The organism is Erwinia aeris (assembly GCF_041224955.1).
Classification (GTDB): Bacteria; Pseudomonadota; Gammaproteobacteria; order Enterobacterales; family Enterobacteriaceae; genus Erwinia; species Erwinia aeris.
Map to the genome: position 1 here is coordinate 14,789 of NZ_JBGFFX010000021.1, position 26,566 is coordinate 41,354.

The window sequence follows — 26,566 nt, forward strand, 5'->3', positions numbered from 1 at the left end:
GGTTCCTGTTAATGATTAGCGGTAGAGCGCCGGACGCGGCGGCACGGTGACTTCGTGTTTTAAGCCATCCTGCAATGAAGCGAGTCCCGCATCGCACACCAGCGCAACGACGTAACCGTCCCAGCAAGACGGCCCGCTCATCTCTCTGCCGCTGCTGATATTGTCGATAAAGTTCTGCACCTCCCGATCGTAGGCAGTGGCAAAACGTTCCATACAGGTTTTGGCGATAGGGTATCCGGCGCCGCTGACGGATCGCTTCACGGTTAGCGCCTGTTCTGTCAGGCTGGCGATAGCATTTTCCCCGATAACTTCACACTGGATGTCGTAACCGTAGTTGCAGTTAACAAACAGTTCGTCATCGATGCGCACGCCCGATTCCGTTTCAAAAATCACCATCAGCGGATCCTGCAAATGCGGCAGCGCGCGGCTGGTTTTTTTACGCGGTATATCGACGCGTACCGAAACAATGTTTTCGTTAAGCAGGTAGCGGATGATGTCGATTTCATGGGTTGCTGAATCGTTAATCGCCATTTCCAGCGTATAGCTCTCCGGTACGGAAGGATTGCGGTGCGCACAGTGCATCAGCAGGATATCGCCCAGCTCGCCGGCATCGATGCTCTTTTTCAGTTCGATATAGCCGGGATCGAAGCGACGCATAAAGCCCAGCTGTAGCAATCGTTTACCGTATGCCGTTTCCGCATCGATAATGGCTTTCGATTCTTCAGCGGTCGGCGTCAGCGGCTTTTCGCAAAATATTGGCTTGCCGACTTTGATGGCGGCCAGGATCTGTTCCTTGTGCACAGGGCCGACAGAACAAATAAAAATGGCGTCCACGCTTTCTGAATGAATCATCTCAATAGCGTCATAATAAGCGGTGGCCTGGTACTGCTTCGCCAGCGTATCCGCTACGCCGCTATTGATATCGCACACCGCCGTGACTCTGGCGTTATTAATTACTGTACTGAAGCGTTGCAGATGATCGCGGCCAATCATGCCCAGGCCAATGAGTCCGATATTTACTGGCATTGCGTTTACCTCACTTTTAAAAGCGGAATTTATTTTCAATCTGTTCTAAAGTCAGCCCGCGCGTTTCGGGCAGAAATTTAACCAGCAGGATCAGCATCACGACATTGGTCGCCGCGAAGAAGCCAAAGGTCATGCCGCCGCCATAGTGATGCAGCAGCAGCGGGAAGATGGACTGGATAATAAAGTCGAAGATCCACAGGCCGAACACGGCGATACCCATGCCAAGGCCGCGCATCCGCAGCGGATAGATTTCCGCCAGCATCAGCCAGAAAACCGGCGCTATCCAGCCCTGCATAAAGACCAGAAACAGCAGCATCAGACCCAGGATGATGTAGCTTGCGCTCGCAAAATCGGCATGCAGACTCTCCACGCCGTTTTGGATTTCGGTATGGAAGAAAAGCTTAAAGGAGAGTCCGATCAGCACCAGGCTCAGGGTGACGCCAGCCTGCCCGGTGAAAAAGATTTTTCTGCGCGAGTGTTTGCCAATCAGCACCATGCCCAGCAGCGTTGCGAGGATGGAGACCACGCCGTTGGCCACCGCGCCGGTGACCGCGGCCGCATCGCCCAGACCAGTAGCTTTCAGCACTGTCGGCGCGTAATACATGATGGTATTGACGCCCGTCACGCGTGTGGCCAGCACGATCATCAGGCCAATCAGAATCAGCTGGATAACCCAGGGTTTTTTCAGCTCGGCAAAGATATTCAGCCGTGCCGTATCAATCTGGAGAATGCGCTGTATCTCTTTGACCTCACGATCGACCTCTTGCGGCAGACGGATGGTTTTCAGCACCTTTATGGCTTTATCGGTTTCGCCGTGGCGCAGAAGAAAGCGCGGTGATTCCGGCATCATCAGCATCCCGATCCACAGCAGTGCGCCGGGAATAGCCGGGATCGCCAGCATGATGCGCCAGTTATGCGACATATCGGGATAAAAATTAACGATACCGGCGTTCATCGAGTAGGCGAGGAACTGGCCGGTAACGATCATCAGCTCATTGACCGTAACCAGTCGCTCGCGCCGGGCTGGCCGCGCCAGTTCAGTGATGTAAACAGGCACGGTTACCGAAGCGCAGCCGACGGCCAGGCCAAGGACAAAGCGGGCGACGATCATGGAAGGGACATTCCAGGCGAAAGCCGTGCCCAGCGCGCCAATAATAAATATCGCCGCGACCCACAGCAGGTTTTTCCGCCGCCCCTGCTTATCGGATAAATAACCGCCGAACAGCGATCCCAACGCCGCGCCGAACAGCAAAAAGGAAGTAATAAAACCTTCCTGCACCGGCGTTAAATTAAAATCATATTTCATAAAAATTAATGCGCCGGAAATTACGCCGGTATCATAGCCGAAACATAATCCGCCGATAGTAGAGACCAGCGTAATAAAGCGCATTCGGTCGGGATTTTGCAGGTGGCTTTTATTATACATAGGGTTTTCCGTCTGGTTTTAAGGAACGCCTTGCATCATTTTTTATAAACCGTTAATGGCTGTTGCCGCCGTTTAAAAACAATCCCAGGCTACAGCGGACAGAGAAAAGGGTATACCGAAGTGAAAGAAAAAGGCCATATAGAAAGATAACGAAAAATTCATACCGTGGTGGAGATCAATATTCCGCTTAAATTTTCCCATAGCGGGTGACAGCAATCACAAACTGATTTTAACGCGTTGACTTAGCAAGAATGAAGAGATTATTTCTACGCTTCCTTTTATTAAAAATAACAAGGAAGATAATATCTTACGGCATTAATTACGCTGGTAACCGGGGCGGCAATCAGGCTTTCATTCTGCCGTTTTGATGATTTTCGTCCTGTCGGTCAACATTAAAAAGCCATAGCGAAAAAGGGGATTTACCTTTTTGCCGACGGGATGGCGGTTGAACCTTTTATTTCAAAATGTGCTCAAAAAAGACTCGGCCGGTGCAACGGCAGCCGTTTTTGCTGGTTGATTGCGGCGGCATAAAGCAAAAACAGAGATTTTCTGGCCGACTATTTTTCTATATCCATTATCAATCAGCAGTTTATAGAAAAATAAAAACTAATTTTGATGATTACAGCCAGCGACTATTGATGTAAGAATAGTGATGAACGCCACGGGAGAAATTATGCTGACATTTTGCCTGAACGACTGCTCCGCCACGGGCGGCTTTGCAAACGGCATGCGGCCGCGTTTGCTGTTTATGTGCCGGGCCGACGGCATTGGCGCCGCCACGCCGCGCGTGATGCACCGTCATCAAGAGCGGTTTGAGCTGATGTTTATTATGCAGGGCAGCGGCACTTATCATATCGACGGGCGTCAGTATCAGGCGAAACAGGGCGATCTGCTGCTGTTTAATGCAGGCGTGCTGCATGACGAATGCCCGCACGCTACGGACGACCTGATGTTATTCAGCTGCGGCGTAGAACAGCTCAGTATTCACGGGCTGCCGCTAAATCATTTAACGCCGCGCGGTCAGACGGCGATGATGCCGAGCGGCGTTTATTACGACGAAATCCGCCAGCTCTTTTTACAGATGTGGCAACATATCAACAGTAAAAAGCCCTACGCCAGCGAAACGGGCCACAGCTTATTGCAGGCGCTGCTGTTAATTTGTCGGACAATCTGGGCGGAGAAAAACGAAGTTAGCGATCCTGACGCACTGTCGCCAGGCCAGCGTATTAAAGATTTTATTGACGAACATTATAAAGACAATCTTGATTTCCGTTTAATTACGGCCGAACTGCAAATGAATCGTTTTTATCTGGCGCATCTGTTTAAAGCTTTTTCAGGTTATTCGCCTAAACAGTATCAGACCCGACGCAGGATCGGCGAAGCGCAGTCTTTATTACTCAGCACCGAACTGGGCGTAACGGAAGTGGCGAATGCGGTAGGCTATGACAACGTCAATAACTTTCATCGTATTTTTCATAATCTGGTAGGCATCCCGCCCGCTCGCTATAAAAAGTTCTGGTTAACTGGCGAGCTGAAAAATGTGCCGACGCCGGGCCAGCAGTCAGCAAGCGCATAGCGCGCCGGACGCGATTTCTTAAGGGCCTTAAGGTTTTCCTAACCTTTCACTGGCAGGCTGAGCCTCTCTTTTCTTGCTCCGGATTGCTGGTATGTCACTGATGCAGCTAAAAAGAGTGTCGCTGAGTCGACACCTTTTCCTGATCCTCTTTTCCGCCTACATTGCTTTGTTTCTGAATCTTGCCTTCTACCATCAGGTGCTGGCGGCCATGCCGCTTACCACGTTGCGCTGTACGCTGGTTTTCCTTTCTATGCCGCTGGTAGCGTTCAGCGTCATTAATATCGTGCTGACGCTGGCTTCGTTTCTGTGGCTGGACAGGCTGCTTATCGCCCTGTTTATCCTGGTTTCCGCTGCGGCACAGTATTTTATCTGGAACTACAATATCGTTCTCGACCGCTCGATGATCGTCAATATGCTGGATACCACCGCGTCGGAATCCTTTGCCCTGATGACGCCGCAGTTTGTTATCAGCCTGCTGCTTTCCGGCGTGCTGGCCGTCGTGCTGGCGTTCTGGATACGCTTCAAAACGCCGTCGGGCCTGTTGAGCAGCGTGGTACCGCGCGCTATCAGCCTGGCCGCCTCTGCCATGTTGATCCTACTGATAGCCCTGCTCTTCTATAAAGATTACGCCTCGCTGTTTCGCAATCATAAAGAGCTGGTGAAGTCGCTTAGCCCTTCCAACAGTATTGCCGCAACGCTTTCCTGGTATAAGCACAACCAGCTAACGCACCTGCCGCTGGTCAGGCTGGGAGAAGATGCGCATCAAAGCCCGCAAATGCTTAACAGCACGAAAAAAAGCCTGACCATTATTGTGCTGGGCGAAACCTCGCGCGCGGCGGATTTTTCGCTTTCCGGCTATCCGCACCAGACCAATCCCCTGCTGGCGAAAGATAACGTTATCTATTTCCCGCAGACCATATCCTGCGGCACCTCTACGGCAGTGTCGGTGCCCTGCATGTTTTCCGGGATGCCGCGCGCGCACTATGATGATGTGCTTGCCAGCCATCGGGAAGGCCTGCTGGATATCGTGCAGCGCGCGGGCCTGAGCGTGCTGTGGAATGAGAACGACGGCGGCTGTAAAGGCGCCTGTGACAGGGTGCCGCATCAGGATATGACGCGCCTGGATCTGCCTGGCGAGTGCATCGACGGCGAATGCTACGATGACGTGCTGTTTCACGGCCTGGATGACTATATCAACCAGCTGAAGGGCAACGGCATTATCGTGCTGCATACTATCGGCAGCCACGGCCCAACCTATTATCATCGCTATCCGGCGCAGTTCCGCCGTTTTGTGCCGACCTGCGACACCAACCAGATCCAGGACTGTTCCAGGGAGCAACTGGTCAACACCTACGACAATACCCTGCTCTATGTGGATTACATCGTCGATAAAGCCATTAACGTATTAAAATCACATCAGGATCGTTTTACCACCAGCCTGGTCTATCTTTCCGATCACGGGGAATCGTTGGGCGAAAACGGGGTCTATCTGCATGGTATGCCCTACGCGATAGCGCCGGAAGAGCAGAAGTATGTGCCGATGCTGATTTGGCTGTCGCCCGACTATCAGCAGCGCCACGCGGTGGCTATGGACTGTATGAACAAACTGACGAAGAATACGTGGTCGCAGGATAATCTGTTCTCTACGGTGCTGGGGCTGACCGGCACGGTGACGCGTGAGTATGTGCCTGGCGACGATATCCTGACGGCCTGTCGGAGCACAAATCGGTGAAAATTCTGGTAGTGGAAGACGATGCCCTGCTGCTACAGGGTTTGCTTATGGCGCTGGAAGGCGAAGGCTACGTTTGCGACGGCGTAAGCACCAGCCACGACGCACAGGCCGCGCTTGCCAGCGGCCTCTATAGCCTGCTGATCCTCGATTTGGGATTGCCGGACGAGGACGGCCTGCGCCTTTTGCTGCGCCTGCGCCGCCAGAAGAAAAAGTATCCTGTGCTGATCCTCACCGCGCGGGATACGGTCGGCGACCGCATCACCGGGCTGGACGCGGGCGCGGACGATTATCTGATCAAACCTTTTGCGCTGGAAGAGCTGCTGGCGCGCATCCGGGCGCTGATCCGCCGCGATGTTAACCAGGGTGACAGCAGGCTGACTTTCGGCCAGCTGGCGCTGGATATGACGCATCGCCAGATCCATCTTGCCGACAGGCTGCTGGAGCTGACGCCGAAAGAGTACGCTATTCTGTCGCGGCTGATGCTTAAGGCCGGGCAGCCGGTGCATCGCGAAATCCTCTACAACGATATCTACAACTGGGAAACCGAGCCGTCCACCAACACGCTGGAGGTGCATATCCACAACCTGCGCGAAAAAATCGGCCGGTCGGCGATCCGCACCGTGCGCGGCTTTGGCTATGCCCTGATCAAGGCCGATACGGATGAGTAAATTTTTCTTTCAACGTCAAGGCAACACAATGCGCTTTCGCCTGCTGATGGCGGTTGGCCTGATTTTGCTGTTCTGCCAGGTGATTAGCGTGGCGTGGCTGTGGCACGAAAGCAAAGAGCAGATCCAGCTGCTGGTGGACGCGGCGCTGCATAATCATGACCAGCACAAGCACGTGGAAAAAGAGATCCATGAGGCCGTCGCCAGCCTGGCCGTGCCGAGCCTGATTATGATTACGCTCGCCCTGCTGCTCTGTTTCCAGGTGGTGAAATGGATCACGCGGCCGCTGTCTGAACTGCAAAAGCAGCTGGAAAACCGCAGCGAGGACGATCTCGATCCCATCAGCTGTGCCCGTTCGGTGCGGGAAGTGGATGCCGTTACCCAGGCTGTTAATCAGCTGATTACGCGTCTGACCACCAGTCTGGAGCGCGAACGCCTGTTTACCGCCGATGTCGCCCACGAGCTGCGCACGCCGCTGGCCGGACTACGGCTGCATCTGGAGCTGATAGAGAAAAAGCACGCCGTTAACGTGCGCCCTTTGCTCGAGCGTCTGGATCAGATGACCAACAGCGTCTCTCAGCTGCTCCAACTGGCGCGCGTCGGGCAATCCTTTACCGCCGGCAACTATCAGCAGGTTTCGCTGATGCGGGATGTGATCGCGCCGATGAGCCTGGAAATGCAGGCGATGCTGCAACAGCGTGGACAAACGCTGGAAGTGGCGGCAACGCAGGATGTCACGGTGCGCGGCGACGCCACGCTGCTGAGCGTCCTGCTGAGGAACCTGCTTGAGAATGCCCATCGCTACAGCCCAAAAGGCACCGTCGTGACCGTTCGCATTGAAAACGTTTCCGGCGCGGTGCTGGCGGTGGAGGATTGCGGGCCGGGCATTGACGAAAGCAAAAGCGGCGAGCTGAGCCGCGCTTTTGTACGGATGGACAGCCGTTACGGCGGCATTGGGCTGGGCCTGAGCATCGTCAGCCGCATTGCCCAGCTGCATAAGGCGCAGTTTTTCCTCGAAAATCGGCCGCAAACCGGCGGTTGTCGCGCCTCGGTAAAATTTTCCTGACGGCGGCTCAGGCGGCGAACCAAACCCGCAGAAAAGCCAGGATCACAAGGCCGCTGAAAATCACGGCGGTATATTCACTTAGCGGACGGCTGTGCGGCTGTTTCATAGTGTTCTCCTCAGGTTGGTGAGAAGAGTTTCCCGCAGGAATATTAAGGCAACATTAAGGGCGCGCTAAACGGCGGAAAAATGTTGCTTTCGAGCTGGCGGAACCCGCGGGAAAATGCCCGTTGCGGTTTGCCCTCTTATACCGAAATCCTTCTGGTGCTACGCTGCGTGTTTATCCGTCACGCTATTAAGGAAACCTCTATGTTTACCGGTCTCAGCGCGTTCCCTTTAACGCCAATGAATGAAACAGAAATTGATGAGCGCGCTTTTCGCGGTTTGATCCAGCGACTGGCGGCAGCCGGAGTGACGTCGCTTGGCGTGTTGGGTTCGACGGGCAACTACGCTTATCTGACGCGTGAGGAGAGAAAGCGTGTGGTTTCGCTGGCCGTCGAGGAAGCGGGAAAGGTGCCGGTGATGGTGGGCATTGGCGCGCTGCGGACGCGTCAGGTGCTGGAACTGGCCGAAGACGCGCAGCAGGCCGGTGCGAAAGCGCTGCTGCTGGCACCAGTTTCCTACCAGAAGCTGCGGGTAGAAGAGGTGTTTCAGCTGTATCAAAGCGTTAACGACGCTATTTCCGTGCCGCTGTGCCTGTATGACAATCCCGGCACCACGCAATTTACCTTCAGCGATGAGCTATATGGTCGACTCGCCGGGCTTTCCAGGCTCGCCGCTATTAAAATTCCCGGCGTGCCGGACGATGCCGCCCAGGCAAAAGCGCGGATAGACCGTCTGCGCCAGCTATTGCCGGACAAAATAGCCATTGGCGTCAGCGGCGACGCGCTGGCCGCGCGAGGCCTGAATGCGGGCGGCGAGCTGTGGTTTTCCGTGCTGGGCGGCCTGTTTCCGCAGGTTTGCCAGCGGATTATCCGGCTGAGCGCCGCGGGTCAGCAGCTGGAGGCGCAAAACCTTTCCGATCGGCTGGCCCCGCTCTGGGCGCTGTTTGCAAAATATGGCAGTTTGCGGGTTGTCGCCGCGCTGGCCGCCAGGCTGGGCCTGACGGAAGCGGTTAATCTGCCGCAGCCGCTGGCGTCAATTGATCGTGAGGATGCCGGGCGGCTGGAGGCTGTTCTGCCCCTGCTGGAGTGAAAGGCTCCAGCAGCTATCTGCCCTGCTGGAGTAAAAGGCCACAGTAGTAGCAATCATCTGCTGCTGTTGGATTGAAAGGCCAAAGCGGCGGTAATTATCTGCCGCTGCCGGACTGCCAAACCAAAGCGGCGGTAATTATCCGCCGCCGTACTGCCAGCCAGGATGGCGTGAAACAGGGGCGGCCGTTACCTGCCGCCTGGCAACTTCGCTCTCTTTACATGGCTAAAAAATGCGCAAAAACCTGCCCTTTATATAAGATTATCTTATAACACAACCTCATAACATTTACCCCGCACCGCTTTCTTTTTCTCAGCATTCCCCCTTACTTCAACAGGCAAACGTTTACCTGGCGACAAACAGGCTTTTTCGGCGCAGACAAGCAACAGCCCGCTTAAGTTCCGTCCTTTGCGTGATCTACATCACACTTTAATTAAAGTGAAATGAAACAGAGTTTGACAACTGTGAGCGATATCTATTTCCTTAAGCGCGGATGACGGCACACTTTTCCGGCATTTATACGGGCGCTTTCGGCACTGAAACCGCCTTCCTGTTCCGTTCCGGATAACGACAGATAAGACCATCGCGCGGGCTGCAGAAAATGGTCGATAAGCATGTGGTAATATAATGAAATATAAATCTCTGATGGCTGGCGCAGTGATGGCGCTTTCATACAGCACCGCTTCTTTTGCTGCCCCCGAGCAGCCGCAGTACGTTTCCGACTGGTGGCACCAGAGCGTTAACGTGGTAGGCAGCTATCACACCCGGTTCGGGCCGCAGTTTAACAACGACGTTTATCTGGAATATGAAGCCTTCGCCAAAAAAGACTGGTTTGATTTTTACGGCTACCTGGATCTGACCAACTTCTTCGGTGCCGGTAACTCCAACGCCAACGGCATTTTCGACCACGGCTCGCCGATGTTTATGGAGATCGAACCGCGCTTCTCCATCGACAAACTGACCAATACCGATCTGAGCATCGGGCCGGTGAAAGAGTGGTATTTCGCCAACAACTATATCTACGATATGGGCCGTAACAGCGACAACCGTCAGAACACCTGGTACATGGGCCTGGGCACCGATATCGATACCCACACGCCGGTCAACCTGTCGCTGAACGTGTACGCTAAATACCAGTGGGAGAACTACGGTGCCGCTAACGAAAACAGCTGGGACGGCTATCGCTTTAAGGTGAAATACTTTGTGCCGCTGACTTCGCTGTGGGGCGGTAACCTGAGCTATATCGGCTTTACCAACTTTGACTGGGGTTCCGATCTGCGCGACAAGAGCGATGCTTCACGCACCAGCAACTCCATCGCTTCCAGCCACGTGCTGTCGCTGGTTTACGATCACTGGCACTATTCCGTGGTGGCGCGTTATTTCCACAACGGCGGCCAGTGGGCAGATGGCCAGGAGCTGAACTTCGGCACGGGTAATTTTGAAGTGAAATCCACCGGCTGGGGCTACTATCTGGTGGCCGGCTACAACTTCTGATCCGCAACGCTTCCTCAACCGCCAGCCCTTTGCGCGCTGGCGGTGCTGTTTTCCCGCTTTTTCCCGCCCGCTGCACGCCCTATACTGCTTGCCCTGGTGCCTCAGTAACAAAGGATGATGTATGCCTGCTTTATCGGCCGAGCAATCGGTAAAATTACGTCCGCTGGAACGCGAAGATCTGCATTTTGTCCACCAGCTGGATAACAACGCCAGCGTGATGCGCTACTGGTTTGAAGAACCTTATGAGGCGTTTGTCGAGCTGTCCGATCTCTATGACAAGCACATTCACGATCAGAGCGAACGGCGTTTCGTGGTGGAGTATGCGGAAGATAAAGTGGGCCTGGTGGAGCTGGTCGAAATCAACCATATTCACCGTCGCGCGGAGTTTCAGATTATTATCGCGCCCGGCCATCAGGGCAAAGGTCTTGCCAGCAAGGCCGCGCTGCTGGCCATGGAGTACGGTTTCTCCGTTCTCAATCTCTACAAGCTTTATTTAATCGTCGATAAAGAGAATAAAAAGGCTATCCATATCTACACCAAGCTGGGATTTGAAATTGAAGGCGAGCTGATCCACGAGTTTTTTATCAACGGCGAGTACCGCAATACCATCCGCATGTGCATCTTCCAGCATCAGTATCTGGCTAAGCACCGCCCGCCGCATACGATGGTTAAGCCCACAGCGCAGTAGCTCCGGCTATCCGGCCCGCCAGCAGCGCGGGCCACCACGTTTTCCGTCAGCCGCGCGCACCGACAGGATTCATAATGATCCGGGCTGGCGGTTCTTCGATGTGGTACATGCCGCCGTTAAACGGATCGACCAGCAGCCAGCCGGGGAAGCCGCCAAGCGGGATATTACCCAGCAGATACCAGAGGTTGGCCTTCTCGTTTAGCGGAATGGTTTGCGGCACGAAGCCCGGCTGCTCCAGCATCAGCAGAAATTTCTTTTTGCCGAAGTAGCTGCCGTCCGATTTTGCCAGCGTCACGGTCTTTGGCGTGTAGCCTTCCGCCACCGCCCGGCCGGTTTCATCCTGCACCACAAATTTTGCCCCTTGTGGCCAGCTCTGAATGCTCACATCCTGGGTTTTGTCGCCCACGATAGTGGCGCATCCGCCAAGCAGCCACGCTGCAAACAGCACCGGTAAAATACGTTTCATAAGCTTTCCTGCCAGGTTAAATAGTGAGAATAGTTGGGCGCAGCGAATAACGCCCGGCGGCTGCGGGCGTTATGGTGCAAAGCTCTGAAGGTATTATCGGCAGCGTTGGGCGATAGCTTTAATATCGGCGGGCGTGGTGCGGCAGCAGCCGCCAATCAGCCTGGCGCCGGCGGCCTGCCATTCGGCAAGGTTATCCGCCAGCGTGCAGGTCGAGGCGTCGCTGTGCCAGCTTTTACTGACGGCATCGTACTGCTCGCCGGAATTGGGATAGACCACCAGCGGCTTCGCGCTCAGCGCGGAGAAAACTTTCAGCGCGGCCGTGACTTTATCCAGCGCAATACAGTTGATCCCCAGCGCCACCGCCTGCGGCTGCGCATCCAAAAAGGCGATGACTTCAGCTAACGGCGTGCCGTCGCTGAGATGTTCGCTGTCGCGCAGCGTAAATGAAAACCAGGCCGGCGTGGCGGGAAACTCTGCCAGTAGCGCGACCAGCGCCTTGATCTCTGCGAAGGAAGGCAGCGTTTCGCAGGCCAGAATATCCGCCCCCGCCGCCACCAGCGCCCGCACGCGCGGCCGGTGGAAAGCCATCATCTCCGCCTGCGGCAGCGCATAGTCGCCGCGATACTCGGAACCGTCGGCCAGAAACGCGCCGTAAGGCCCTACGGAGCCGGCAACCAGCAGCGGCCCGGCCTGCGGCGCGGCGGCCAGATAGTCCTCGCGGGCCTTCACGGCCAGCGCCACGCTTCGGGCAATCAGCGCCAGCGCAGCCGTTTCATCCAGCCCGCGCTGCGCAAAACCCTGCGGCGTCGCCTGATAGCTGGCGGTGATCGCCACCTGCGCGCCCGCTTTAAAGTAGTCGTAATGCACCTGATAAATCAGTTCAGGATTTTCAATCAGCACTTTCGCAGACCAGAGCGCGTCGCTCAGGTCGCAGCCGCGCGCTTCCAGCTCGGTAGCCATCGCGCCATCCAGCACCAGTCCGGCGGCTACCTGCTGTTTTACGGCATCAATCGACAACATGTGGAGTCTCCTTTGCCTGCTCGCGTTTTTGCAGCAGCTGAGTAAGGTAGTAAGCGCCGTAACAGACGGCGATAAAAGGCAGCCCGCAGTAGAGCGCGATGCGCTGCTCGGGATCGAAAGCCAGCCCGACGCAGGCCAGCAGGCAGAGCACAAAACCTAAAATCGGCGTTAGCGGATACCACGGCGCGCGATATTTCAGTTCGGCAAGCGGTTTACCCGCGCGCAGATGCGCCCGGCGGAAGAAAAAGTGCGCGGCGCAGATGCTCAGCCACACGGCCACCACGGCAAAGCCAGAGATAGCGGAAAGCGCGACGAACACCGTATCCGGCGCGATCACGCTGGAGAACAGCGCCAGCAGGCCGCCCAGCATACTGACGGAAATCGCGGTCAGCGGAATGCCGCGACGGGTCAGGCGGGCAAAGCAGCGCGGCAGCGTGTTCTGATTGGAGAGCGACCAGAGCATCCGGCCAGAGGCGTACAGGCCGGAATTAGCGGCTGACAGAATCGCGGTCAGGATAACGAAGTTAAAAATATCGGCCGCATAAGGGATACCGATCTTTTCAAACACCAGCACAAACGGGCTTTTCACAATGCCGGCCTGATCCATCGGGATCAGCGCGGCCAGGATCAGCACGGTGCCGATAAAGAAAATAATCAGCCGCGCTACCGTGGTGCGTATCGCCAGCGGCAGCACCTTGTGCGGATTTTCCGTCTCGCCAGCGGCAATGCCAATCAGCTCGGTCCCGGAGAACGCGAAGTTTACCGCCACCATCGTCATCAAAATTGGCAGCACGCCGTGCGGCAGCCAGCCGTGCGCGGTCAGGTTGTGGAAGAACGGCGCGCTGCTGCCGTCTTTTAACGGAATAAAGCCGAACATCGCGCCTGCGCCAAGCACGATAAATGCCAGAATGGTGATGACCTTGATCAGCGAAAACCAGAACTCCCCTTCGGCGAAGAAGCGGGAAGAGATAACGTTAAGCAGGAAGATAAGCGCGCAGAACAGCAGGCACCAGAGCCAGACCGGCGACTGGGGGAACCAGTACTGCATACAGAAACCGGCGGCCGTCAGGCTCGATCCCAGCGCCACGGTCCAGGTCAGCCAGTAAAGCCACGCCACGGTATAGCCGGTCGCCGGGCTGAGGTAGCGCGCGGCATAAACGTGAAACGCGCCGGTTTCGGGCATCGCGACGGAAAGCTCGCCCAGGCTGAGCATCACCAGATAGACCACCAGCGCGCCAATCAGATAGGCCAGCAGCGTACCCGCCGCACCGGTAGTGGAAATAATATAGCCGGTATTAAAAAACAGGCCGGTGCCGATCACGCCGCCAAGCGAAAGCATTACCAGATGGCGCGCCTTCATGCTGCGTTTAAATTGTTGCGTATTGTCCTGCTGAGTCTGCTGCATCCTGTTATCCGTATAGACGTCTAAACTTCTACATAGGCCAGGTGTTATACCTGGTCTGTGCCGGTAATGCAACGTCAGGAAACGTAAAGCAGCGCTTTCAGCCCGTCAGGCGATCAGTCGAATACGGATTCGAGATAGCGTTCCAGCGCGGCGCGCGAGCTGAAGCCGTGCGGAATACCGTAGTGATCCCGGCTGTCGCCGACCAGGTACATGGGAAACTGCACGTAGTGCTCACAGGTTTTGATTTCGTTCGCGGGTTCCGCAAAGCTGTGGCTTTTTTCCTTCAGCGTGGGATGGATAACCAGCGCGGTGCGTCCCAGACGCGCTTCGCGATTTACGTACACATAGCTGTCGCCTCGGCGATAGCCGTAAGCTTTTGCGGTGACCGCGTCCATTTCAAATCCCGCTTTTTCCAGTACGCGAGCGACCTCATCAGGGCGTAGATACATGCTTAATCCTCTAATACTTGCCAACTCCGTCACCTTACCTTAGCGCCAGGGCGCAGGGCTTTCGGAATTGTCCAGAAACAGGGTGCGCGGCAGCCCGACGCACGAAATATCTCTCTGATAGTCTATAGTAAATAGTCCGTATCATTTCCAGGAGAGCGCTAAATGTTTAACCGGACGACAAAGAACGAAGATATTGATATCAACCAGGACGTCACTCTGCTGGCTGATACCCTTGATGGCCTGCTGAAATCCTACGGCAGCAAATCGAAAGAAGAAGTTGACGATGCGCGCAGCAAAGCGCAGGCGCTGCTGAAAGAAACCCGCGCTAAGCTTAACGGCGGCGGCAACCGCGTGTCTCAGGTCGCTAAAGACGCAGGCGAGCATGTGGATACCTTTGTGCGGGATAACCCGTGGCACGGCGTCGGCATCGGCGCGGCGATCGGCGTTTTCCTTGGCGCGCTGATTGCGACCAGCACTTCCCGCGATTAATTTTACGCCTGTATGCTCTGATCAGTCCCCGCTTATGCGGGGATTGTTATTTCTGCGGGACGGCGAATTCTGCCGGATAAGAGTGCAGAAGTGGCTGCGGCCGGCAAGTTCTGCTGCCACAGTTACACGACATCTTGTTTATGTGGTTTACCGCCCTGCTTTAGCAGCTATATCCAATACCTGCTGTTTTATGACAGCCTTCCCAATAACCTCTTACTGGATATTTCTCGCCCCGCCTCTGCTGGCCATCAGCATCCGGCCTTCGTCATGAATTTATTGCGCCGTACCGCTTGTTTTTTAGCCACGCCGTTTGCCGAATCCCCTTTCAGTTCTGCCATGCAAAAAGCCTGAAATTTTTTTGCCGCGCTAAATCCAGGTGCGGCAAGGCTTTGCCCCGCTTAGCGCTGATAAGCGCACAAGCTATAAGGTTGCAATCGATAAACACCACATCTAGTATTTAATACAGCAACCAACACACAATATATGGTTATGCGGCGTTTCTGCCCGGAAGCTTGCTCAACAGTCTGTCAGCCTTATCCGTGCCGGATATCCGCCTACAAAGGGAAATACGAATCATGCGCATTATTATTTACACTAAAGATAACTGTGTCCAGTGCGGCGCGACGAAAAGCGCGATGGATAAGCAGGGCATTGCGTATCAGCTGATCAACCTCGATCGGGATCCCACCGAGCTGGAGACGCTGAAAGCGCTGGGCTATCGCCAGGTTCCCGTGGTGATGGCGGAAGGCGAACACTGGAGCGGCTTCCGCCCCGATAAGATCGCCGCGCTGGGCCGTGCCGTCGCGCAGGGCTGACGCCATGCTGGTCTATTTTTCCAGCCAGTCGGAAAACACGCACCGCTTTGTGCTGCGTACCGGCCTGCCCTGTCGCCGTATCCCGATCGGCGGCCAGCCGCTGCGCGTGGCTGAGCCCTATATCCTGGTGGTGCCCAGCTACGGCGGCGGCACCGCCAAAGGTGCCGTGCCGAAGCAGGTCATTCAGTTTCTTAACGATGTCGATAACCGCCAGGGCATTCGCGGCGTAATCGCCGCCGGCAACCGCAATTTTGGCGAAGCTTACTGCCTGGCGGGCAGCATTATTGCGCAGAAATGCCGCGTCCCGTGCCTCTACCGTTTCGAGCTGCTGGGCACTGAAGAAGACATCGCCAACGTATCCAGGGGAGTAACCCAATTTTGGCAACAACAGAAAGCACACCCATAGCGCCAGCCACGGCCGACTACCATTCCCTGAACGCAATGCTCAACCTTTACGATGCAGACGGCCATATTCAGTTTGAGAAAGATCGTGAGGCGACGCGCCGCTATTTCTTACAGCACGTGCTGCCAAATACGGTAACGTTCAACTCTGTTAGTGAGCGCTTACAATACCTGGTGGCGGAAGGCTATTACGAAGCCGAGGTGCTGAACGCTTATTCTTTTGATTTTATCAATGCGCTGTTTGAGCAGGCTTACCAGCATCGCTTCCGCTTCCAGACTTTCCTTGGCGCGTGGAAGTTTTACACCAGCTATACGCTGAAAACCTTCGACGGCAAACGCTATCTTGAAGGCTTTACCGAGCGCGTCTGCATGGTGGCGCTGACGCTGGCCAAAGGTGACCAGGCGCTGGCGACGGCGCTGGTGGAAGAGATGCTGTCCGGCCGTTTTCAGCCTGCCACGCCAACATTTCTGAACTGCGGCAAGCAGCAGCGCGGCGAGCTGGTTTCCTGTTTTCTGCTGCGTATTGAAGACAATATGGAGTCGATCGGCCGTTCGGTGAACTCCGCGCTCCAGCTGTCCAAACGCGGCGGCGGCGTGGCGTTTCTGCTTTCTAACCTGCGCGAGGCCGGTGCACCGATCAAGCGTATTGAAAACCAGTCTTCCGGCGTGATCCCGGTGATGAAGATGCTGGAGGATGCTTTCTCCTACGCCAATCAGCTGGGCGCGCGTCAGGGCGCGGGCGCGGTATATTTGCACGCGCATCATCCCGATATCCTGCGCTTTCTGGATACCAAACGGGAAAATGCCGACGAGAAAATCCGTATCAAAACGCTGTCGCTGGGCGTGGTGATACCGGACGTGACCTTCCAGCTGGCGAAGGCCAATCAGCCGATGGCGCTCTTTTCGCCTTACGACGTCGAGCGTATTTACGGCCTGCCCTTTGCCGATATCAGCATCAGCGAGAAATATGAGGAGATGCTGGCCGACGAGCGTATCCGCCGCACCTTTATTAATCCACGCGAGTTCTTCCAGACGCTGGCGGAAATCCAGTTCGAGTCCGGCTATCCCTATATTATGTTTGAGGATACGGTTAACCGCGCCAACCCGATCAAGGGAAGGATTAATATGAGCAACCTTTGTTCGGAGATCCTGCAGGTAAATACGCCGACCGAATACCATGAGGATTTAAGCTATCGTCATATCGGCAAGGATATCTCCTGCAACCTCGGGTCGCTGAATATTGCGCATACCATGGATTCGCCTGACTTTGCCCGCACGGTGGAGATCGCGGTACGCGGCCTGACGGCCGTTTCCGACCAGAGCCATATCCGCTCCGTGCCTTCCATCGAAAACGGCAACGCGCAGTCGCACGCTATCGGCCTGGGCCAGATGAATCTGCACGGCTATTTAGCGCGTGAAGGCATCCACTACGGTTCACCGGCGGCGCTGGACTTTACCAATCTTTACTTCTATGCCGTCACCTATCACGCGCTGCGCACTTCTAACCTGATTGCCCGGGAACGCGGCGAGCGGTTTGCAGGTTTTGCGGCCTCTCGCTACGCCAGCGGCGAATACTTTGACCAGTATGTTAATCAGCCCTGGCAGCCGCGCACGCCGGAAGCCGCCGCGCTGTTTGCCAAAGCGGGTATTACGCTGCCTTCGCAAGAGGACTGGCGGCAGCTGCGCGATATGGTTACGCACTACGGCATCTATAATCAAAATTTGCAGGCGATCCCGCCGACCGGCTCGATCTCCTATATCAATCACGCCACGTCGAGTATTCACCCTATCGTCTCGCGTATTGAGATCCGTAAGGAAGGGAAAACGGGCCGCGTCTACTATCCCGCGCCGTTTATGACCAACGATAACCAGGCGTTTTACCGTGACGCCTACGATATCGGGCCGGAAGCGATTATCGATACCTATGCCGAAGCGACGCGCCATGTCGATCAGGGGCTGTCATTGACGCTTTTCTTCCGCGATACCGCCACCACGCGCGATATCAATAAGGCGCAGATTTACGCCTGGAAGAAAGGCATCAAAACCCTGTATTACATTCGCCTGCGTCAGATGGCCCTGCTCGGCACTGAAGTCGAAGGCTGTGTTTCCTGCTCGCTCTAACCTGACCATAAGGGAGCGAAGGCATTCGCTAAAAATATGATGAAACTACAACGCGTGCACGCTATTAACTGGAACCAGATCGAGGACGAAAAAGATCTGGAAGTCTGGAACCGTTTGACCTCGAACTTCTGGCTGCCGGAAAAAATTCCGCTTTCTAACGATATTCCGGCCTGGAACGGGTTAACCCCACAGGAGCAGCAGCTCACCATCCGCGTCTATACCGGACTGACGCTGCTGGACACCATTCAGAACACCGTTGGCGCCCCGGCGCTGATGGTGGATGCGCTGACGCCGCATGAAGAAGCGGTGATATCGAATATCAGCTTTATGGAAGCGGTACATGCGCGATCCTACAGTTCTATCTTCTCCACGCTGTGCCACACCAGCGATGTCGATGCGGCCTATGAATGGAGCGAAAATAATATCTTTTTGCAGCGAAAAGCCGACATCGTGCTGGAACACTATCATTACAGCGATCCGTTAAAAAAGAAAATCGCCAGCGTTTTTCTGGAGTCCTTTCTGTTCTATTCCGGCTTTTATTTGCCGATGTACTGGTCAAGCCGCGGCAAACTGACCAATACCGCCGATCTGATCCGCCTGATTATCAAAGACGAGGCGGTACACGGCTACTATATCGGCTACAAATACCAGAAGGCGCTGCAAAAAGAGAGCAAGGCCAGACGCAAAGAGCTGCATCAGTTCGCCATGGAACTGATGCTGGCGCTGTATGAAAACGAGCTGGCCTATACGGCGGATCTGTATGAAGGCCCGGACTGGTGCGAAGAGGTGAATAAGTTTTTGCACTATAACGCCAACAAGGCGCTGATGAACTTAGGTTACGAGGCGCTGTTCCCGCCAGAGCTAACCAATGTCGATCCCGCTATTTTGGCCGCGCTTTCTCCCAATGCCGACGAGAACCACGATTTCTTCTCCGGCTCCGGCTCTTCCTATGTGATGGGAAAAGCCGTGGATACCGAAGATGAGGACTGGAATTTTTGAATAAATGCGGGCGGCTTTTTGGCTGGCCGTCCGCTGGCATTATTTTTATTGATCGGACGTTCAATAAAAATTTACTGAAAGATATTCTCCTTTTTTACGTTACTTTATTCCGTCTACAAGCGAAAAATCCCCGCTAAATTACCTCTTCCAGGACGTCTTTTTATAATAAATATCGCACTATTTTCCCTGTCTGAAATTCCTCGTCATCCCTTACCCTTACTGGCATTACCGGAGATGCACGTCTCAGGATCAATTCCGCCAGGCCGCGCAAAGGGTTGCCTCAGCCTGAGAGTGTGTTAGGGTATAGACCGTTCATATTTTACCAGGACCGATTGAAATATAAGAAAATTAACTATTTGTCAGGAATAAAATAATTACATGGCTATTAAACTTGAAGTTAAAAATCTTTATAAGGTTTTTGGGGAAAATCCCGATCGCGCTTTTAAGTATATCGATAAAGGCATGGGTAAAGAAGCACTGCTGGAAAAAACCGGCCTCTCGCTTGGCGTAAAGAATGCCAGTCTGGCCATTGAAGAAGGCGAGATATTTGTGATCATGGGCCTTTCCGGCTCCGGCAAGTCCACCATGGTTCGCCTTCTCAATCGTCTGATAGAACCCACCCGTGGTCAGGTCATTATTGACGGTGTCGATATAGCGAAAATATCCGACAGCGAATTACGTCAGGTGCGCCGAAATAAAATCAGCATGGTGTTCCAGTCATTTGCGCTGATGCCCCATCTTACCGTCTTAAATAATGCGGCTTTCGGCATGGAATTAGCTGGCGTCCCGCTCCAGCAACGGCAGGAAAAAGCGCTGGAGGCGCTGCGTCAGGTTGGGCTGGATAATTATGCCCACGCCTGGCCGGACGAATTATCCGGCGGAATGCGTCAGCGTGTTGGATTAGCGCGCGCGCTGGCCATCAATCCGGATATATTATTGATGGATGAAGCCTTCTCCGCGCTCGATCCTTTAATCCGTACTGAGATGCAGGATGAGCTGGTAAAACTGCAATCCCGCCACCAGCGCACCATTGTCTTTATTTCTCACGATCTGGATGAGGCCATGCGCATTGGCGACCGTATTGCGATTATGCAAGGCGGTGAAGTGATTCAGGTCGGCACGCCGGATGAAATTCTGAATAATCCCGCCAACGACTACGTGCGCACTTTCTTTCGCGGCGTGGATATCAGCCACGTCTTCAGCGCCAAAGATATCGCCCGCCGCAGCGCCAGCGCGCTGATGCGTAAAGCGCCGGGCTTTGGCCCGCGTTCGGCCATCAAGCTGTTGCAGGATGAAGACCGCGAATATGGCTACGTGCTGGAAAAGCAAAAGTTTGTTGGCGTGGTGTCTACCGATTCGCTGAAAGCTGCGCTGGCCGCAGGCAACGGGCTGGATCAGGCTATTTTGCCCGCGCCTGTCGCCATGCCCGGCGATACGTCGCTTAACGATCTGCTGTCGCATGTCGCACAGGCCCCCTGCGCGGTGCCCATCGTTGGCGAAGATAATAACTATATCGGCATCATTTCCAAAGGCATGTTGTTACAGGCATTAGATCGTGAAGGGAGCCAGCCATGAGCACACCAGTAACCGACCCGTGGCAGAGCGCATCCGCCGCCCCTTCTGACGTCACGCCAGCCGCTGACGCCGCTTCAACCAGCAGCGCAGATGCCTGGGGAACGCCGGGCGGTCACGACGCGGCGGCCAGCAGCAGCGACTGGTTAAGCAGCACGCCAGCCCCGGCGCCGGAGCATTTCAGTCTGCTCGATCCTTTTCACAAAACGCTGATCCCGCTTGATAGCTGGGTAACCAGCGGGATCGACTGGATCGTCAGCCATTTCCGTCCGCTGTTCCAGGGCATCCGCGTGCCGGTTGATTATATCCTCAGCGCTTTTCAGCACTTCCTGCTGGGGATGCCGTCGCCCGTCGCTATCGTGCTGTTTGCGCTGATCGCATGGCAGATATCCAGCTTCGGCATGGGCGTCGCCACGCTGATTTCGCTGGTTATTATTGGCGCTATCGGCGCCTGGTCGCAGGCGATGGTGACGCTGGCACTGGTGCTGACTGCCCTGCTGTTCTGCATGGTGATTGGCCTGCCGCTGGGGATCTGGCTGGCGCGCAGCGATAAGGCCGCCAAATTTATCCGGCCCCTGCTGGATGCCATGCAGACGACGCCCGCGTTCGTCTATCTGGTGCCGATCGTGATGCTGTTTGGCATTGGCAACGTGCCCGGCGTGGTGGTGACCATTATCTTCGCCCTGCCGCCGATTGTGCGCCTGACCATTCTGGGCATTAAACAGGTTCCGGCTGATTTAACCGAAGCCGCCGAATCCTTTGGCGCCAGCCCGCGCCAGATGCTGTTTAAGGTGCAGCTGCCGCTGGCGATGCCGACCATCATGGCGGGCGTTAACCAGACGCTGATGCTGGCGCTGTCGATGGTGGTGATCGCCTCGATGATCGCCGTTGGCGGCCTGGGTCAGATGGTGCTGCGCGGCATCGGCCGTCTTGATATGGGGCTGGCCACCGTCGGCGGCGTAGGCATTGTTATCCTCGCCATCATCCTTGACCGCCTGACGCAGTCCGTTGGCCGCGACAGCCGCAGCCGCGGTGCCCGTCGCTGGTATGCCAGCGGCCCGTTAGGCCTGATCACCCGTCCATTTATCCACTAATCCTGCCTGCTGGCGGCGTTACGTCGTCGCCAGCCTCCGCCTTTTGAATAACAAGGATCTTCTATGCGTAAGACAGCACTGTTAGCCGCCGCATTCTCCACGCTGGCCCTTCCGGCTTTTGCCGCCGATTTGCCTGGTAAAGGCATTACCGTTAAACCTATTCAAAGCACCATTTCGGAAGAAACCTTTCAGACGCTGCTGGTCAGCCGCGCGCTGGAAAAGCTGGGCTATACCGTCGATGAGCCAAGCGAGGTGGATTACAACGTCGGCTATACCTCGCTGGCCGCCGGCGACGCCACCTTTACCGCCGTCAACTGGCAGCCGCTGCATGACGATATGTATAAAGCGGCAGGCGGCGACGCGAAGTTCTATCGTCAGGGCACCTATGTGCAGGGCGCGGCGCAGGGCTATCTGATCGATAAGAAAACCGCCGAAAAATATCATATTACCCGAATCGACCAGCTGAAAGATCCTGAGCTGGCGAAGCTTTTCGACAGCAACAACGACGGCAAAGCGGATCTGACCGGCTGTACGCCAGGCTGGGGCTGCGAAGCGGTTATCAACCATCAGATCAAAGCCTACGGCCTGAGCAATACGGTTGAACACAATCAGGGCAACTATTCGGCAATGATTGCCGATACGATTTCCCGCTTTAAAGAAGGCAAGCCGATCCTTTACTACACCTGGACGCCTTACTGGGTCAGCGACAAGCTGGTACCCGGTCGGGATGTCGTCTGGCTACAGGTGCCGTTTTCCGCCATGCCTGGTGAGCAAAAGGCTCTGGATACTAAATTGCCGAACGGCGCTAATTACGGCTTCCCGGTGAACAGTATGCATATCGTGGCGAATAAGGCCTGGGCTGAGAAAAATCCGGCGGCGGCTAAACTGTTTGCCGAAATGAAACTGCCGCTGGCGGATATCAATGCGCAGAACGCGCGTATGCAGCAGGGTCAGTCTAGCGAAGCGGATATCAATGCGCACGTCAACGGCTGGATCAAAGCGCATCAGGCGCAGTTTGACGGCTGGATCCACGACGCGCTCGCCGCCGCTAAATAAAAACCCGCTTGATACAAGGGAAAGCGCACGGCCGGCTAGCCATCATATAGCTATGTGGAAGCACGCGGCCCGTTTGCCACGATATAGCTATGTGGAAGAAGATAATCGGTTTGCCGTGCCCCGCGTCGTTTCGGCGCGGGACACGCGCCCTCTTCTCTCGTTTCCCTGGCTACAGCGTTGCGGTAAAAGTTCCTTTTCCGCTTTCGGCGGCAATCCGCGCCAATTGTAAATAATTCTATAAATAAAATAGTTTTTCAGGTTACTATCAAGCTATTCTTCTTTTTAAATTTCTGATTATCACCATGAAATCCCCCCAGCACGGTCTTAGCTCTGCCCTTGTTGCCCTGATGTCGATCGCCACCGGTCTTTCCGTTGCCAGCAACTATTATGTGCAGCCGCTACTGGAAACCATCGCGCGCGCTTTTTCCCTTTCCGTTAACGAAGCGGGATTTATCGTCACCACCGCACAGCTTGGCTACGCCGTCGGCTTACTGCTGCTGGTACCGCTGGGCGATATGCTGGAGCGCCGGGCGCTGATTGTGGTGATGAGCCTGCTGGCAGCGGGCGGCATGGTGATCACCGCGCTCTCCACCAATATTGTCTTTATGCTGCTGGGCACGGCGCTGACCGGGCTGTTTTCGGTGGTGGCGCAGATCCTGGTGCCGCTGGCGGCCACGCTGGCCGCGCCGGAGAAACGGGGTAAGGTCGTCGGCACCGTAATGAGCGGACTGCTGCTGGGTATTCTGCTGGCGCGCACCATTGCAGGCGGTCTGGCACAGCTGGGCGGCTGGCGCACCGTTTACTGGGTTGCCAGTGCGCTGATGGTGCTGATGGCGCTGGCGTTATGGCGCTATCTGCCGCGTTATAAGCAGTCGGTAGCGCTTAACTATCCGCAGCTGCTGCGCTCAATCTTCACGCTCTATTTTACTACGCCGATCTTAAGAACCCGCGCGGTTATCGGCTGCCTGGCGTTCGCCAACTTCAGTATGCTGTGGACCTCAATGGCTTTCCTGCTGGCTTCGCCGCCTTACGGTTTCTCGGAAGGCGAAATCGGCCTGCTTGGGCTGGTGGGCGCTGCAGGCGCGCTGGCGGCACGTCAGGCGGGTTCGCTGGCGGATAAAGGTAAGGCTCGCCTGACCACCACCGTCGGCCTGCTGATCCTGCTGGCCTCATGGGCGATCACCGCGATGGGCGGTCACTCGCTGACTGCGCTGGTTATTGGCATTATCCTGCTCGATTTGGCCGTACAGGGCGTACATATTACCAATCAGAGCGTGATCTACCGCGCTATGCCGGAGGCGCGCAACCGTCTTACCGCCGGTTATATGACCAGCTATTTCATCGGCGGCGCCGCCGGTTCGCTGCTCTCGGCCGCCGCCTATCAGTACGCTGGCTGGCACGGCGTCTGCGCGGTGGGTGCTTTCATCACCGTGCTTAACCTGTTGAGCTGGTGGCGAGGCTCCCGTTACGAGCTGACAACGGATTAACCCGTTGATAACGTATTGCAACACTTTCAGCGCCGCCGCCCTGTTAAGCGTTTACACAGTCTGGTATGGTTAGCCTGACACTTATTCAGGTTAGTTACTTTTTCGATTGAAACTATTAAATTCTTAACGGTACAGCATCCCTTGTTACGCAGGCGCTATGCGGAATTTTTTTCGGCTATAGCGTAGCAATAATGGGTAACCGGCCCCGCGCTGATTACCCCGGCCTGCTGGCAGGCGATTGGGTTTGACGTTTTTTGGCAGCCCACTCCCGCCGGTTTGCCGTTTTCGCCCGACCTCCGGGTTCGGGCATGACAGGTAGAACCTGTAGCAGCGCCCCGTTCCGGCGCTGCATAACGCCCTGGGTTATGGAGTGACCTGGACATTAGAGATGGCGTTGGCTGGCCGTGCCAGCCAGCAGACACGACATTATATCGCCGTCGTTACAATACCAGTTGCAACTTATGAGGTTCCCCCAGATGGAAAGTTCGTTTGCCCCCATTGAACAGATGCTGAATTTCCGCGCTAACCGTCAGAAAGATTTCCCTTTACAGGAAATTATGCTGACGCGCCTCTGCATGCATATGCAGAGCAAGCTGCTGGAAAACCGCAACAAAATGCTCAAGGCACAGGGGATTAACGAGACGCTGTTTATGGCGCTGATCACGCTCGACGCGCAGGAAAACCACAGTATTCAGCCTTCAGAACTCAGCTCCGCGCTGGGCTCGTCCCGTACTAACGCCACCCGTATCGCCGATGAGCTGGAAAAGCGCGGCTGGATCGAACGCCGTGAAAGCGATAACGATCGCCGCTGTCTGCATCTGCATTTAACCGAGAAAGGCCATGATTTTCTGCGCCAGCTGCTGCCGCCGCAGCATCAGTGTCTGCAGCTGCTCTGGTCCGCGCTCAGTCCGGCAGAAAAAGGCCAGCTGGAAGGCATAACGCGTAAACTACTGACGCGTCTGGATAAAATGGACGAAGACGAGACGATCGCCGCCCTTTCTCGCTAAGCTTTCCCGCAATAGCATATTGTGCGACACAACCGCCGCCGCTTATCGCTATTTTAGCCGCAACCCAACTGATGCCAGCGCTTTTGCGCTGGCATTTTCGGATCCGGAACCGGCCTCCGGAGCCTGCCAGGATGAACGTGGAGAACCTTATGAGTGCAGAAGCACAGCAGCAACCCAACAATAAAAAGAAGAAGCGCAAAGGCGCGCTAATCGTGCTGGCGTTGATATTCGTTATCGCCGGGCTGGCATGGCTGGCCTGGTGGTTTATCGTGCTGCGCCATTTCCAGGAAACCGATGACGCCTACGTGGCGGGCAATCAGGTGCAGGTCATGGCGCAGGTATCGGGCAGCGTCAACAAGGTCTGGTTTGACGATACCGACCACGTTCATAAAGGCGACGTGCTGGTAACGCTGGATAAAACCGACGCGGAACAGGCTTTCGAGAAGGCGCAGACCGCGCTGGCGACCAGCGTGCGTCAGACCCACCAGCTGATTATCAACGGCAAGCAGTATCAGGCGACGATTGAGCTGCAAAAAACCGCGCTGGCGCAGGCGCAGGCCGATCTGAAACGTCGCGAACCGCTGGGCGCCGCAAACCTGATCGGGCGCGAAGATTTACAGCACGCGCGCGATGCCGTCGCTACGGCTCAGGCTCAGCTTGAGGTGGCGATCGAACAGTATAACGCCAACCAGGCGGCAATCCTGAATACCTCCCTGGAGAATCAGCCAGCGGTGAAACAGAGCGCGGCCGAACTGCGTGACGCGTGGCTGGCTTTGCAGCGTACCGAGATTGTCAGCCCGATTGACGGTTTCATCTCCCGGCGCAGCGTGCAGGTTGGCTCGCAGATCTCAACCACTACGCCGCTGCTGGCCGTGGTACCGGAGAAAAATCTCTGGGTAGACGCCAACTATAAAGAAACGCAGCTGGCCGATGTGCGTATCGGTCAGCCTGCCACGGTTGTCAGCGATATTTACGGCGACGACGTGGTTTATCACGGCAAAGTCGTAGGGCTGGATATGGGCACCGGCAGCGCGTTCTCGCTGCTGCCCGCGCAGAACGCAACGGGCAACTGGATCAAAGTGGTGCAGCGTTTGCCGGTGCGTATCGAGCTAAACCCTGACGAGGTCGCGCGTCATCCGCTGCGCATCGGTCTGTCGACGCTGGTTAAAATCGACACCAGCAATAAAGACGGCAGCGTACTTGCCACCAGCGTGCGCCAGAAACCCGCTTATGAAAGCGACGCGCTGGCGTTGGATCTGGCTCCGGTCAACCAGCTGATTGCCGATATCATTCACGCAAATGCGGGCTGAGCGCGCGGGAGGC

At 55.6% G+C, this 26,566-nt stretch carries 24 protein-coding genes; 18 read left to right on the plus strand and 6 right to left on the minus strand.

Annotated features, from left to right (window positions below):
* Positions 1-15: 15 nt before the first annotated feature.
* A complete protein-coding gene (locus tag AB6T85_RS23030; protein ID WP_253459107.1) occupies positions 16-1,026 on the minus strand; it encodes a Gfo/Idh/MocA family protein in 1,011 nt (336 codons plus the stop codon).
* 16 nt (positions 1,027-1,042) lie between these two features.
* Positions 1,043-2,452, minus strand: a complete 1,410-nt coding sequence (locus AB6T85_RS23035) for a sugar porter family MFS transporter (protein ID WP_369896956.1) — start codon at positions 2,450-2,452, stop codon at positions 1,043-1,045.
* Positions 2,453-3,125: 673 nt separating this feature from the next.
* On the opposite strand from AB6T85_RS23035, the gene AB6T85_RS23040 reads away from it, so the two are divergent.
* The 7 genes from AB6T85_RS23040 to speG all read left to right on the plus strand — a co-directional run bounded on the left by AB6T85_RS23040 (position 3,126) and on the right by speG (position 10,861).
* Positions 3,126-4,028 (plus strand): AraC family transcriptional regulator, encoded by a 903-nt coding sequence (locus tag AB6T85_RS23040; RefSeq protein ID WP_253459101.1) that lies wholly within the window; start codon positions 3,126-3,128, stop codon positions 4,026-4,028.
* Between the two features lie 91 nt (positions 4,029-4,119).
* On the plus strand, positions 4,120-5,760 hold the full coding sequence (eptA, locus tag AB6T85_RS23045) for a phosphoethanolamine transferase EptA (protein ID WP_369896957.1): 1,641 nt from the start codon (positions 4,120-4,122) through the stop codon (positions 5,758-5,760).
* Positions 5,757-6,428 (plus strand): two-component system response regulator PmrA, encoded by a 672-nt coding sequence (gene pmrA, locus AB6T85_RS23050; RefSeq protein WP_253459096.1) that lies wholly within the window; start codon positions 5,757-5,759, stop codon positions 6,426-6,428. Before eptA ends, pmrA begins: the two co-directional genes overlap by 4 nt.
* Positions 6,421-7,491 carry a two-component system sensor histidine kinase PmrB gene (gene pmrB, locus AB6T85_RS23055; RefSeq protein ID WP_253459093.1) on the plus strand — a complete coding sequence of 357 codons (1,071 nt, stop codon included), beginning with the start codon at positions 6,421-6,423 and terminating at the stop codon, positions 7,489-7,491. Before pmrA ends, pmrB begins: the two co-directional genes overlap by 8 nt.
* A gap of 306 nt (positions 7,492-7,797) precedes the next feature.
* Positions 7,798-8,682 carry a dihydrodipicolinate synthase family protein gene (locus AB6T85_RS23060; RefSeq protein WP_253459090.1) on the plus strand — a complete coding sequence of 295 codons (885 nt, stop codon included), beginning with the start codon at positions 7,798-7,800 and terminating at the stop codon, positions 8,680-8,682.
* A 624-nt stretch (positions 8,683-9,306) separates the two neighbouring features.
* A complete protein-coding gene (locus AB6T85_RS23065) occupies positions 9,307-10,173 on the plus strand; it encodes a nucleoside-specific channel-forming protein Tsx (protein ID WP_253459086.1) in 867 nt (288 codons plus the stop codon).
* A 121-nt stretch (positions 10,174-10,294) separates the two neighbouring features.
* Positions 10,295-10,861: a spermidine N1-acetyltransferase gene (gene speG, locus AB6T85_RS23070; RefSeq protein WP_253459083.1), complete on the plus strand. Its 567-nt coding sequence runs from the start codon at positions 10,295-10,297 to the stop codon at positions 10,859-10,861.
* A gap of 46 nt (positions 10,862-10,907) precedes the next feature.
* Here the strand turns inward: speG and AB6T85_RS23075 are convergent, their stop codons facing one another.
* The 4 genes from AB6T85_RS23075 to AB6T85_RS23090 form a co-directional block, all read right to left on the minus strand.
* The gene (locus AB6T85_RS23075; RefSeq protein ID WP_125289397.1) at positions 10,908-11,327 is read right to left on the minus strand and encodes a hypothetical protein; all 420 of its coding nucleotides are present in this window, start codon (positions 11,325-11,327) and stop codon (positions 10,908-10,910) included.
* Positions 11,328-11,420: 93 nt separating this feature from the next.
* Complete coding sequence (mmuM, locus tag AB6T85_RS23080) at positions 11,421-12,347, minus strand: homocysteine S-methyltransferase (RefSeq protein WP_369896960.1); 927 nt, start codon at positions 12,345-12,347, stop codon at positions 11,421-11,423.
* Positions 12,334-13,752: an S-methylmethionine permease gene (gene mmuP / locus AB6T85_RS23085; protein WP_253459077.1), complete on the minus strand. Its 1,419-nt coding sequence runs from the start codon at positions 13,750-13,752 to the stop codon at positions 12,334-12,336. The genes mmuM and mmuP overlap by 14 nt, the downstream gene beginning before the upstream one ends.
* Positions 13,753-13,865: 113 nt before the next feature.
* The gene (locus tag AB6T85_RS23090) at positions 13,866-14,201 is read right to left on the minus strand and encodes a DUF2002 family protein (protein WP_125289393.1); all 336 of its coding nucleotides are present in this window, start codon (positions 14,199-14,201) and stop codon (positions 13,866-13,868) included.
* A 162-nt stretch (positions 14,202-14,363) separates the two neighbouring features.
* Here AB6T85_RS23090 and AB6T85_RS23095 point away from each other — a divergent pair, with 162 nt between their 5' ends.
* The 11 genes from AB6T85_RS23095 to emrA all read left to right on the plus strand — a co-directional run bounded on the left by AB6T85_RS23095 (position 14,364) and on the right by emrA (position 26,553).
* Complete coding sequence (locus tag AB6T85_RS23095; RefSeq protein ID WP_125289392.1) at positions 14,364-14,690, plus strand: DUF883 family protein; 327 nt, start codon at positions 14,364-14,366, stop codon at positions 14,688-14,690.
* Between the two features lie 575 nt (positions 14,691-15,265).
* Positions 15,266-15,505, plus strand: coding sequence for a glutaredoxin-like protein NrdH (gene nrdH / locus AB6T85_RS23100; RefSeq protein WP_125289391.1), 240 nt, complete (start codon positions 15,266-15,268; stop codon positions 15,503-15,505).
* Between the two features lie 4 nt (positions 15,506-15,509).
* Positions 15,510-15,911: a class Ib ribonucleoside-diphosphate reductase assembly flavoprotein NrdI gene (nrdI, locus tag AB6T85_RS23105; protein WP_125289390.1), complete on the plus strand. Its 402-nt coding sequence runs from the start codon at positions 15,510-15,512 to the stop codon at positions 15,909-15,911.
* The gene (gene nrdE, locus AB6T85_RS23110) at positions 15,884-18,028 is read left to right on the plus strand and encodes a class 1b ribonucleoside-diphosphate reductase subunit alpha (protein WP_253459071.1); all 2,145 of its coding nucleotides are present in this window, start codon (positions 15,884-15,886) and stop codon (positions 18,026-18,028) included. The genes nrdI and nrdE overlap by 28 nt, the downstream gene beginning before the upstream one ends.
* 39 nt (positions 18,029-18,067) lie before the next feature.
* The gene (gene nrdF, locus AB6T85_RS23115; protein ID WP_301252702.1) at positions 18,068-19,027 is read left to right on the plus strand and encodes a class 1b ribonucleoside-diphosphate reductase subunit beta; all 960 of its coding nucleotides are present in this window, start codon (positions 18,068-18,070) and stop codon (positions 19,025-19,027) included.
* A gap of 378 nt (positions 19,028-19,405) precedes the next feature.
* Positions 19,406-20,602, plus strand: coding sequence for a glycine betaine/L-proline ABC transporter ATP-binding protein ProV (gene proV, locus AB6T85_RS23120; RefSeq protein ID WP_369896965.1), 1,197 nt, complete (start codon positions 19,406-19,408; stop codon positions 20,600-20,602).
* On the plus strand, positions 20,599-21,693 hold the full coding sequence (gene proW / locus AB6T85_RS23125; protein ID WP_301730868.1) for a glycine betaine/L-proline ABC transporter permease ProW: 1,095 nt from the start codon (positions 20,599-20,601) through the stop codon (positions 21,691-21,693). Before proV ends, proW begins: the two co-directional genes overlap by 4 nt.
* A 63-nt stretch (positions 21,694-21,756) precedes the next feature.
* Positions 21,757-22,749 carry a glycine betaine/L-proline ABC transporter substrate-binding protein ProX gene (proX, locus tag AB6T85_RS23130; protein WP_253459063.1) on the plus strand — a complete coding sequence of 331 codons (993 nt, stop codon included), beginning with the start codon at positions 21,757-21,759 and terminating at the stop codon, positions 22,747-22,749.
* 302 nt (positions 22,750-23,051) lie between these two features.
* The gene (locus AB6T85_RS23135; protein ID WP_253459059.1) at positions 23,052-24,236 is read left to right on the plus strand and encodes an MFS transporter; all 1,185 of its coding nucleotides are present in this window, start codon (positions 23,052-23,054) and stop codon (positions 24,234-24,236) included.
* A gap of 476 nt (positions 24,237-24,712) precedes the next feature.
* Entirely contained in the window at positions 24,713-25,243 is a 531-nt protein-coding gene (gene mprA, locus AB6T85_RS23140) for a transcriptional repressor MprA (protein ID WP_253459056.1), read from the plus strand.
* A gap of 149 nt (positions 25,244-25,392) precedes the next feature.
* Entirely contained in the window at positions 25,393-26,553 is a 1,161-nt protein-coding gene (gene emrA / locus AB6T85_RS23145; protein ID WP_253459053.1) for a multidrug efflux MFS transporter periplasmic adaptor subunit EmrA, read from the plus strand.
* Positions 26,554-26,566: the final 13 nt, after the last annotated feature.

What these genes read in the sequence shown, in the direction of transcription:
- mmuM (WP_369896960.1), bottom strand. Translation starts at nt 12,347, where the DNA reads ATGTTGTCGATTGATGCCGTAAAACAGCAGGTAGCCGCCGGACTGGTG.
- AB6T85_RS23065 (WP_253459086.1), top strand. Translation starts at nt 9,307, where the DNA reads ATGAAATATAAATCTCTGATGGCTGGCGCAGTGATGGCGCTTTCATAC.
- AB6T85_RS23095 (WP_125289392.1), top strand. Translation starts at nt 14,364, where the DNA reads ATGTTTAACCGGACGACAAAGAACGAAGATATTGATATCAACCAGGAC.
- emrA (WP_253459053.1), top strand. Translation starts at nt 25,393, where the DNA reads ATGAGTGCAGAAGCACAGCAGCAACCCAACAATAAAAAGAAGAAGCGC.
- pmrB (WP_253459093.1), top strand. Translation starts at nt 6,421, where the DNA reads ATGAGTAAATTTTTCTTTCAACGTCAAGGCAACACAATGCGCTTTCGC.
- proX (WP_253459063.1), top strand. Translation starts at nt 21,757, where the DNA reads ATGCGTAAGACAGCACTGTTAGCCGCCGCATTCTCCACGCTGGCCCTT.
- AB6T85_RS23090 (WP_125289393.1), bottom strand. Translation starts at nt 14,201, where the DNA reads ATGTATCTACGCCCTGATGAGGTCGCTCGCGTACTGGAAAAAGCGGGA.
- nrdH (WP_125289391.1), top strand. Translation starts at nt 15,266, where the DNA reads ATGCGCATTATTATTTACACTAAAGATAACTGTGTCCAGTGCGGCGCG.
- AB6T85_RS23030 (WP_253459107.1), bottom strand. Translation starts at nt 1,026, where the DNA reads ATGCCAGTAAATATCGGACTCATTGGCCTGGGCATGATTGGCCGCGAT.
- mprA (WP_253459056.1), top strand. Translation starts at nt 24,713, where the DNA reads ATGGAAAGTTCGTTTGCCCCCATTGAACAGATGCTGAATTTCCGCGCT.
- AB6T85_RS23060 (WP_253459090.1), top strand. Translation starts at nt 7,798, where the DNA reads ATGTTTACCGGTCTCAGCGCGTTCCCTTTAACGCCAATGAATGAAACA.
- AB6T85_RS23040 (WP_253459101.1), top strand. Translation starts at nt 3,126, where the DNA reads ATGCTGACATTTTGCCTGAACGACTGCTCCGCCACGGGCGGCTTTGCA.
- proV (WP_369896965.1), top strand. Translation starts at nt 19,406, where the DNA reads ATGGCTATTAAACTTGAAGTTAAAAATCTTTATAAGGTTTTTGGGGAA.
- speG (WP_253459083.1), top strand. Translation starts at nt 10,295, where the DNA reads ATGCCTGCTTTATCGGCCGAGCAATCGGTAAAATTACGTCCGCTGGAA.
- mmuP (WP_253459077.1), bottom strand. Translation starts at nt 13,752, where the DNA reads ATGCAGCAGACTCAGCAGGACAATACGCAACAATTTAAACGCAGCATG.
- nrdI (WP_125289390.1), top strand. Translation starts at nt 15,510, where the DNA reads ATGCTGGTCTATTTTTCCAGCCAGTCGGAAAACACGCACCGCTTTGTG.
- AB6T85_RS23135 (WP_253459059.1), top strand. Translation starts at nt 23,052, where the DNA reads ATGAAATCCCCCCAGCACGGTCTTAGCTCTGCCCTTGTTGCCCTGATG.
- proW (WP_301730868.1), top strand. Translation starts at nt 20,599, where the DNA reads ATGAGCACACCAGTAACCGACCCGTGGCAGAGCGCATCCGCCGCCCCT.
- AB6T85_RS23075 (WP_125289397.1), bottom strand. Translation starts at nt 11,327, where the DNA reads ATGAAACGTATTTTACCGGTGCTGTTTGCAGCGTGGCTGCTTGGCGGA.
- AB6T85_RS23035 (WP_369896956.1), bottom strand. Translation starts at nt 2,452, where the DNA reads ATGTATAATAAAAGCCACCTGCAAAATCCCGACCGAATGCGCTTTATT.
- nrdF (WP_301252702.1), top strand. Translation starts at nt 18,068, where the DNA reads ATGAAACTACAACGCGTGCACGCTATTAACTGGAACCAGATCGAGGAC.
- eptA (WP_369896957.1), top strand. Translation starts at nt 4,120, where the DNA reads ATGTCACTGATGCAGCTAAAAAGAGTGTCGCTGAGTCGACACCTTTTC.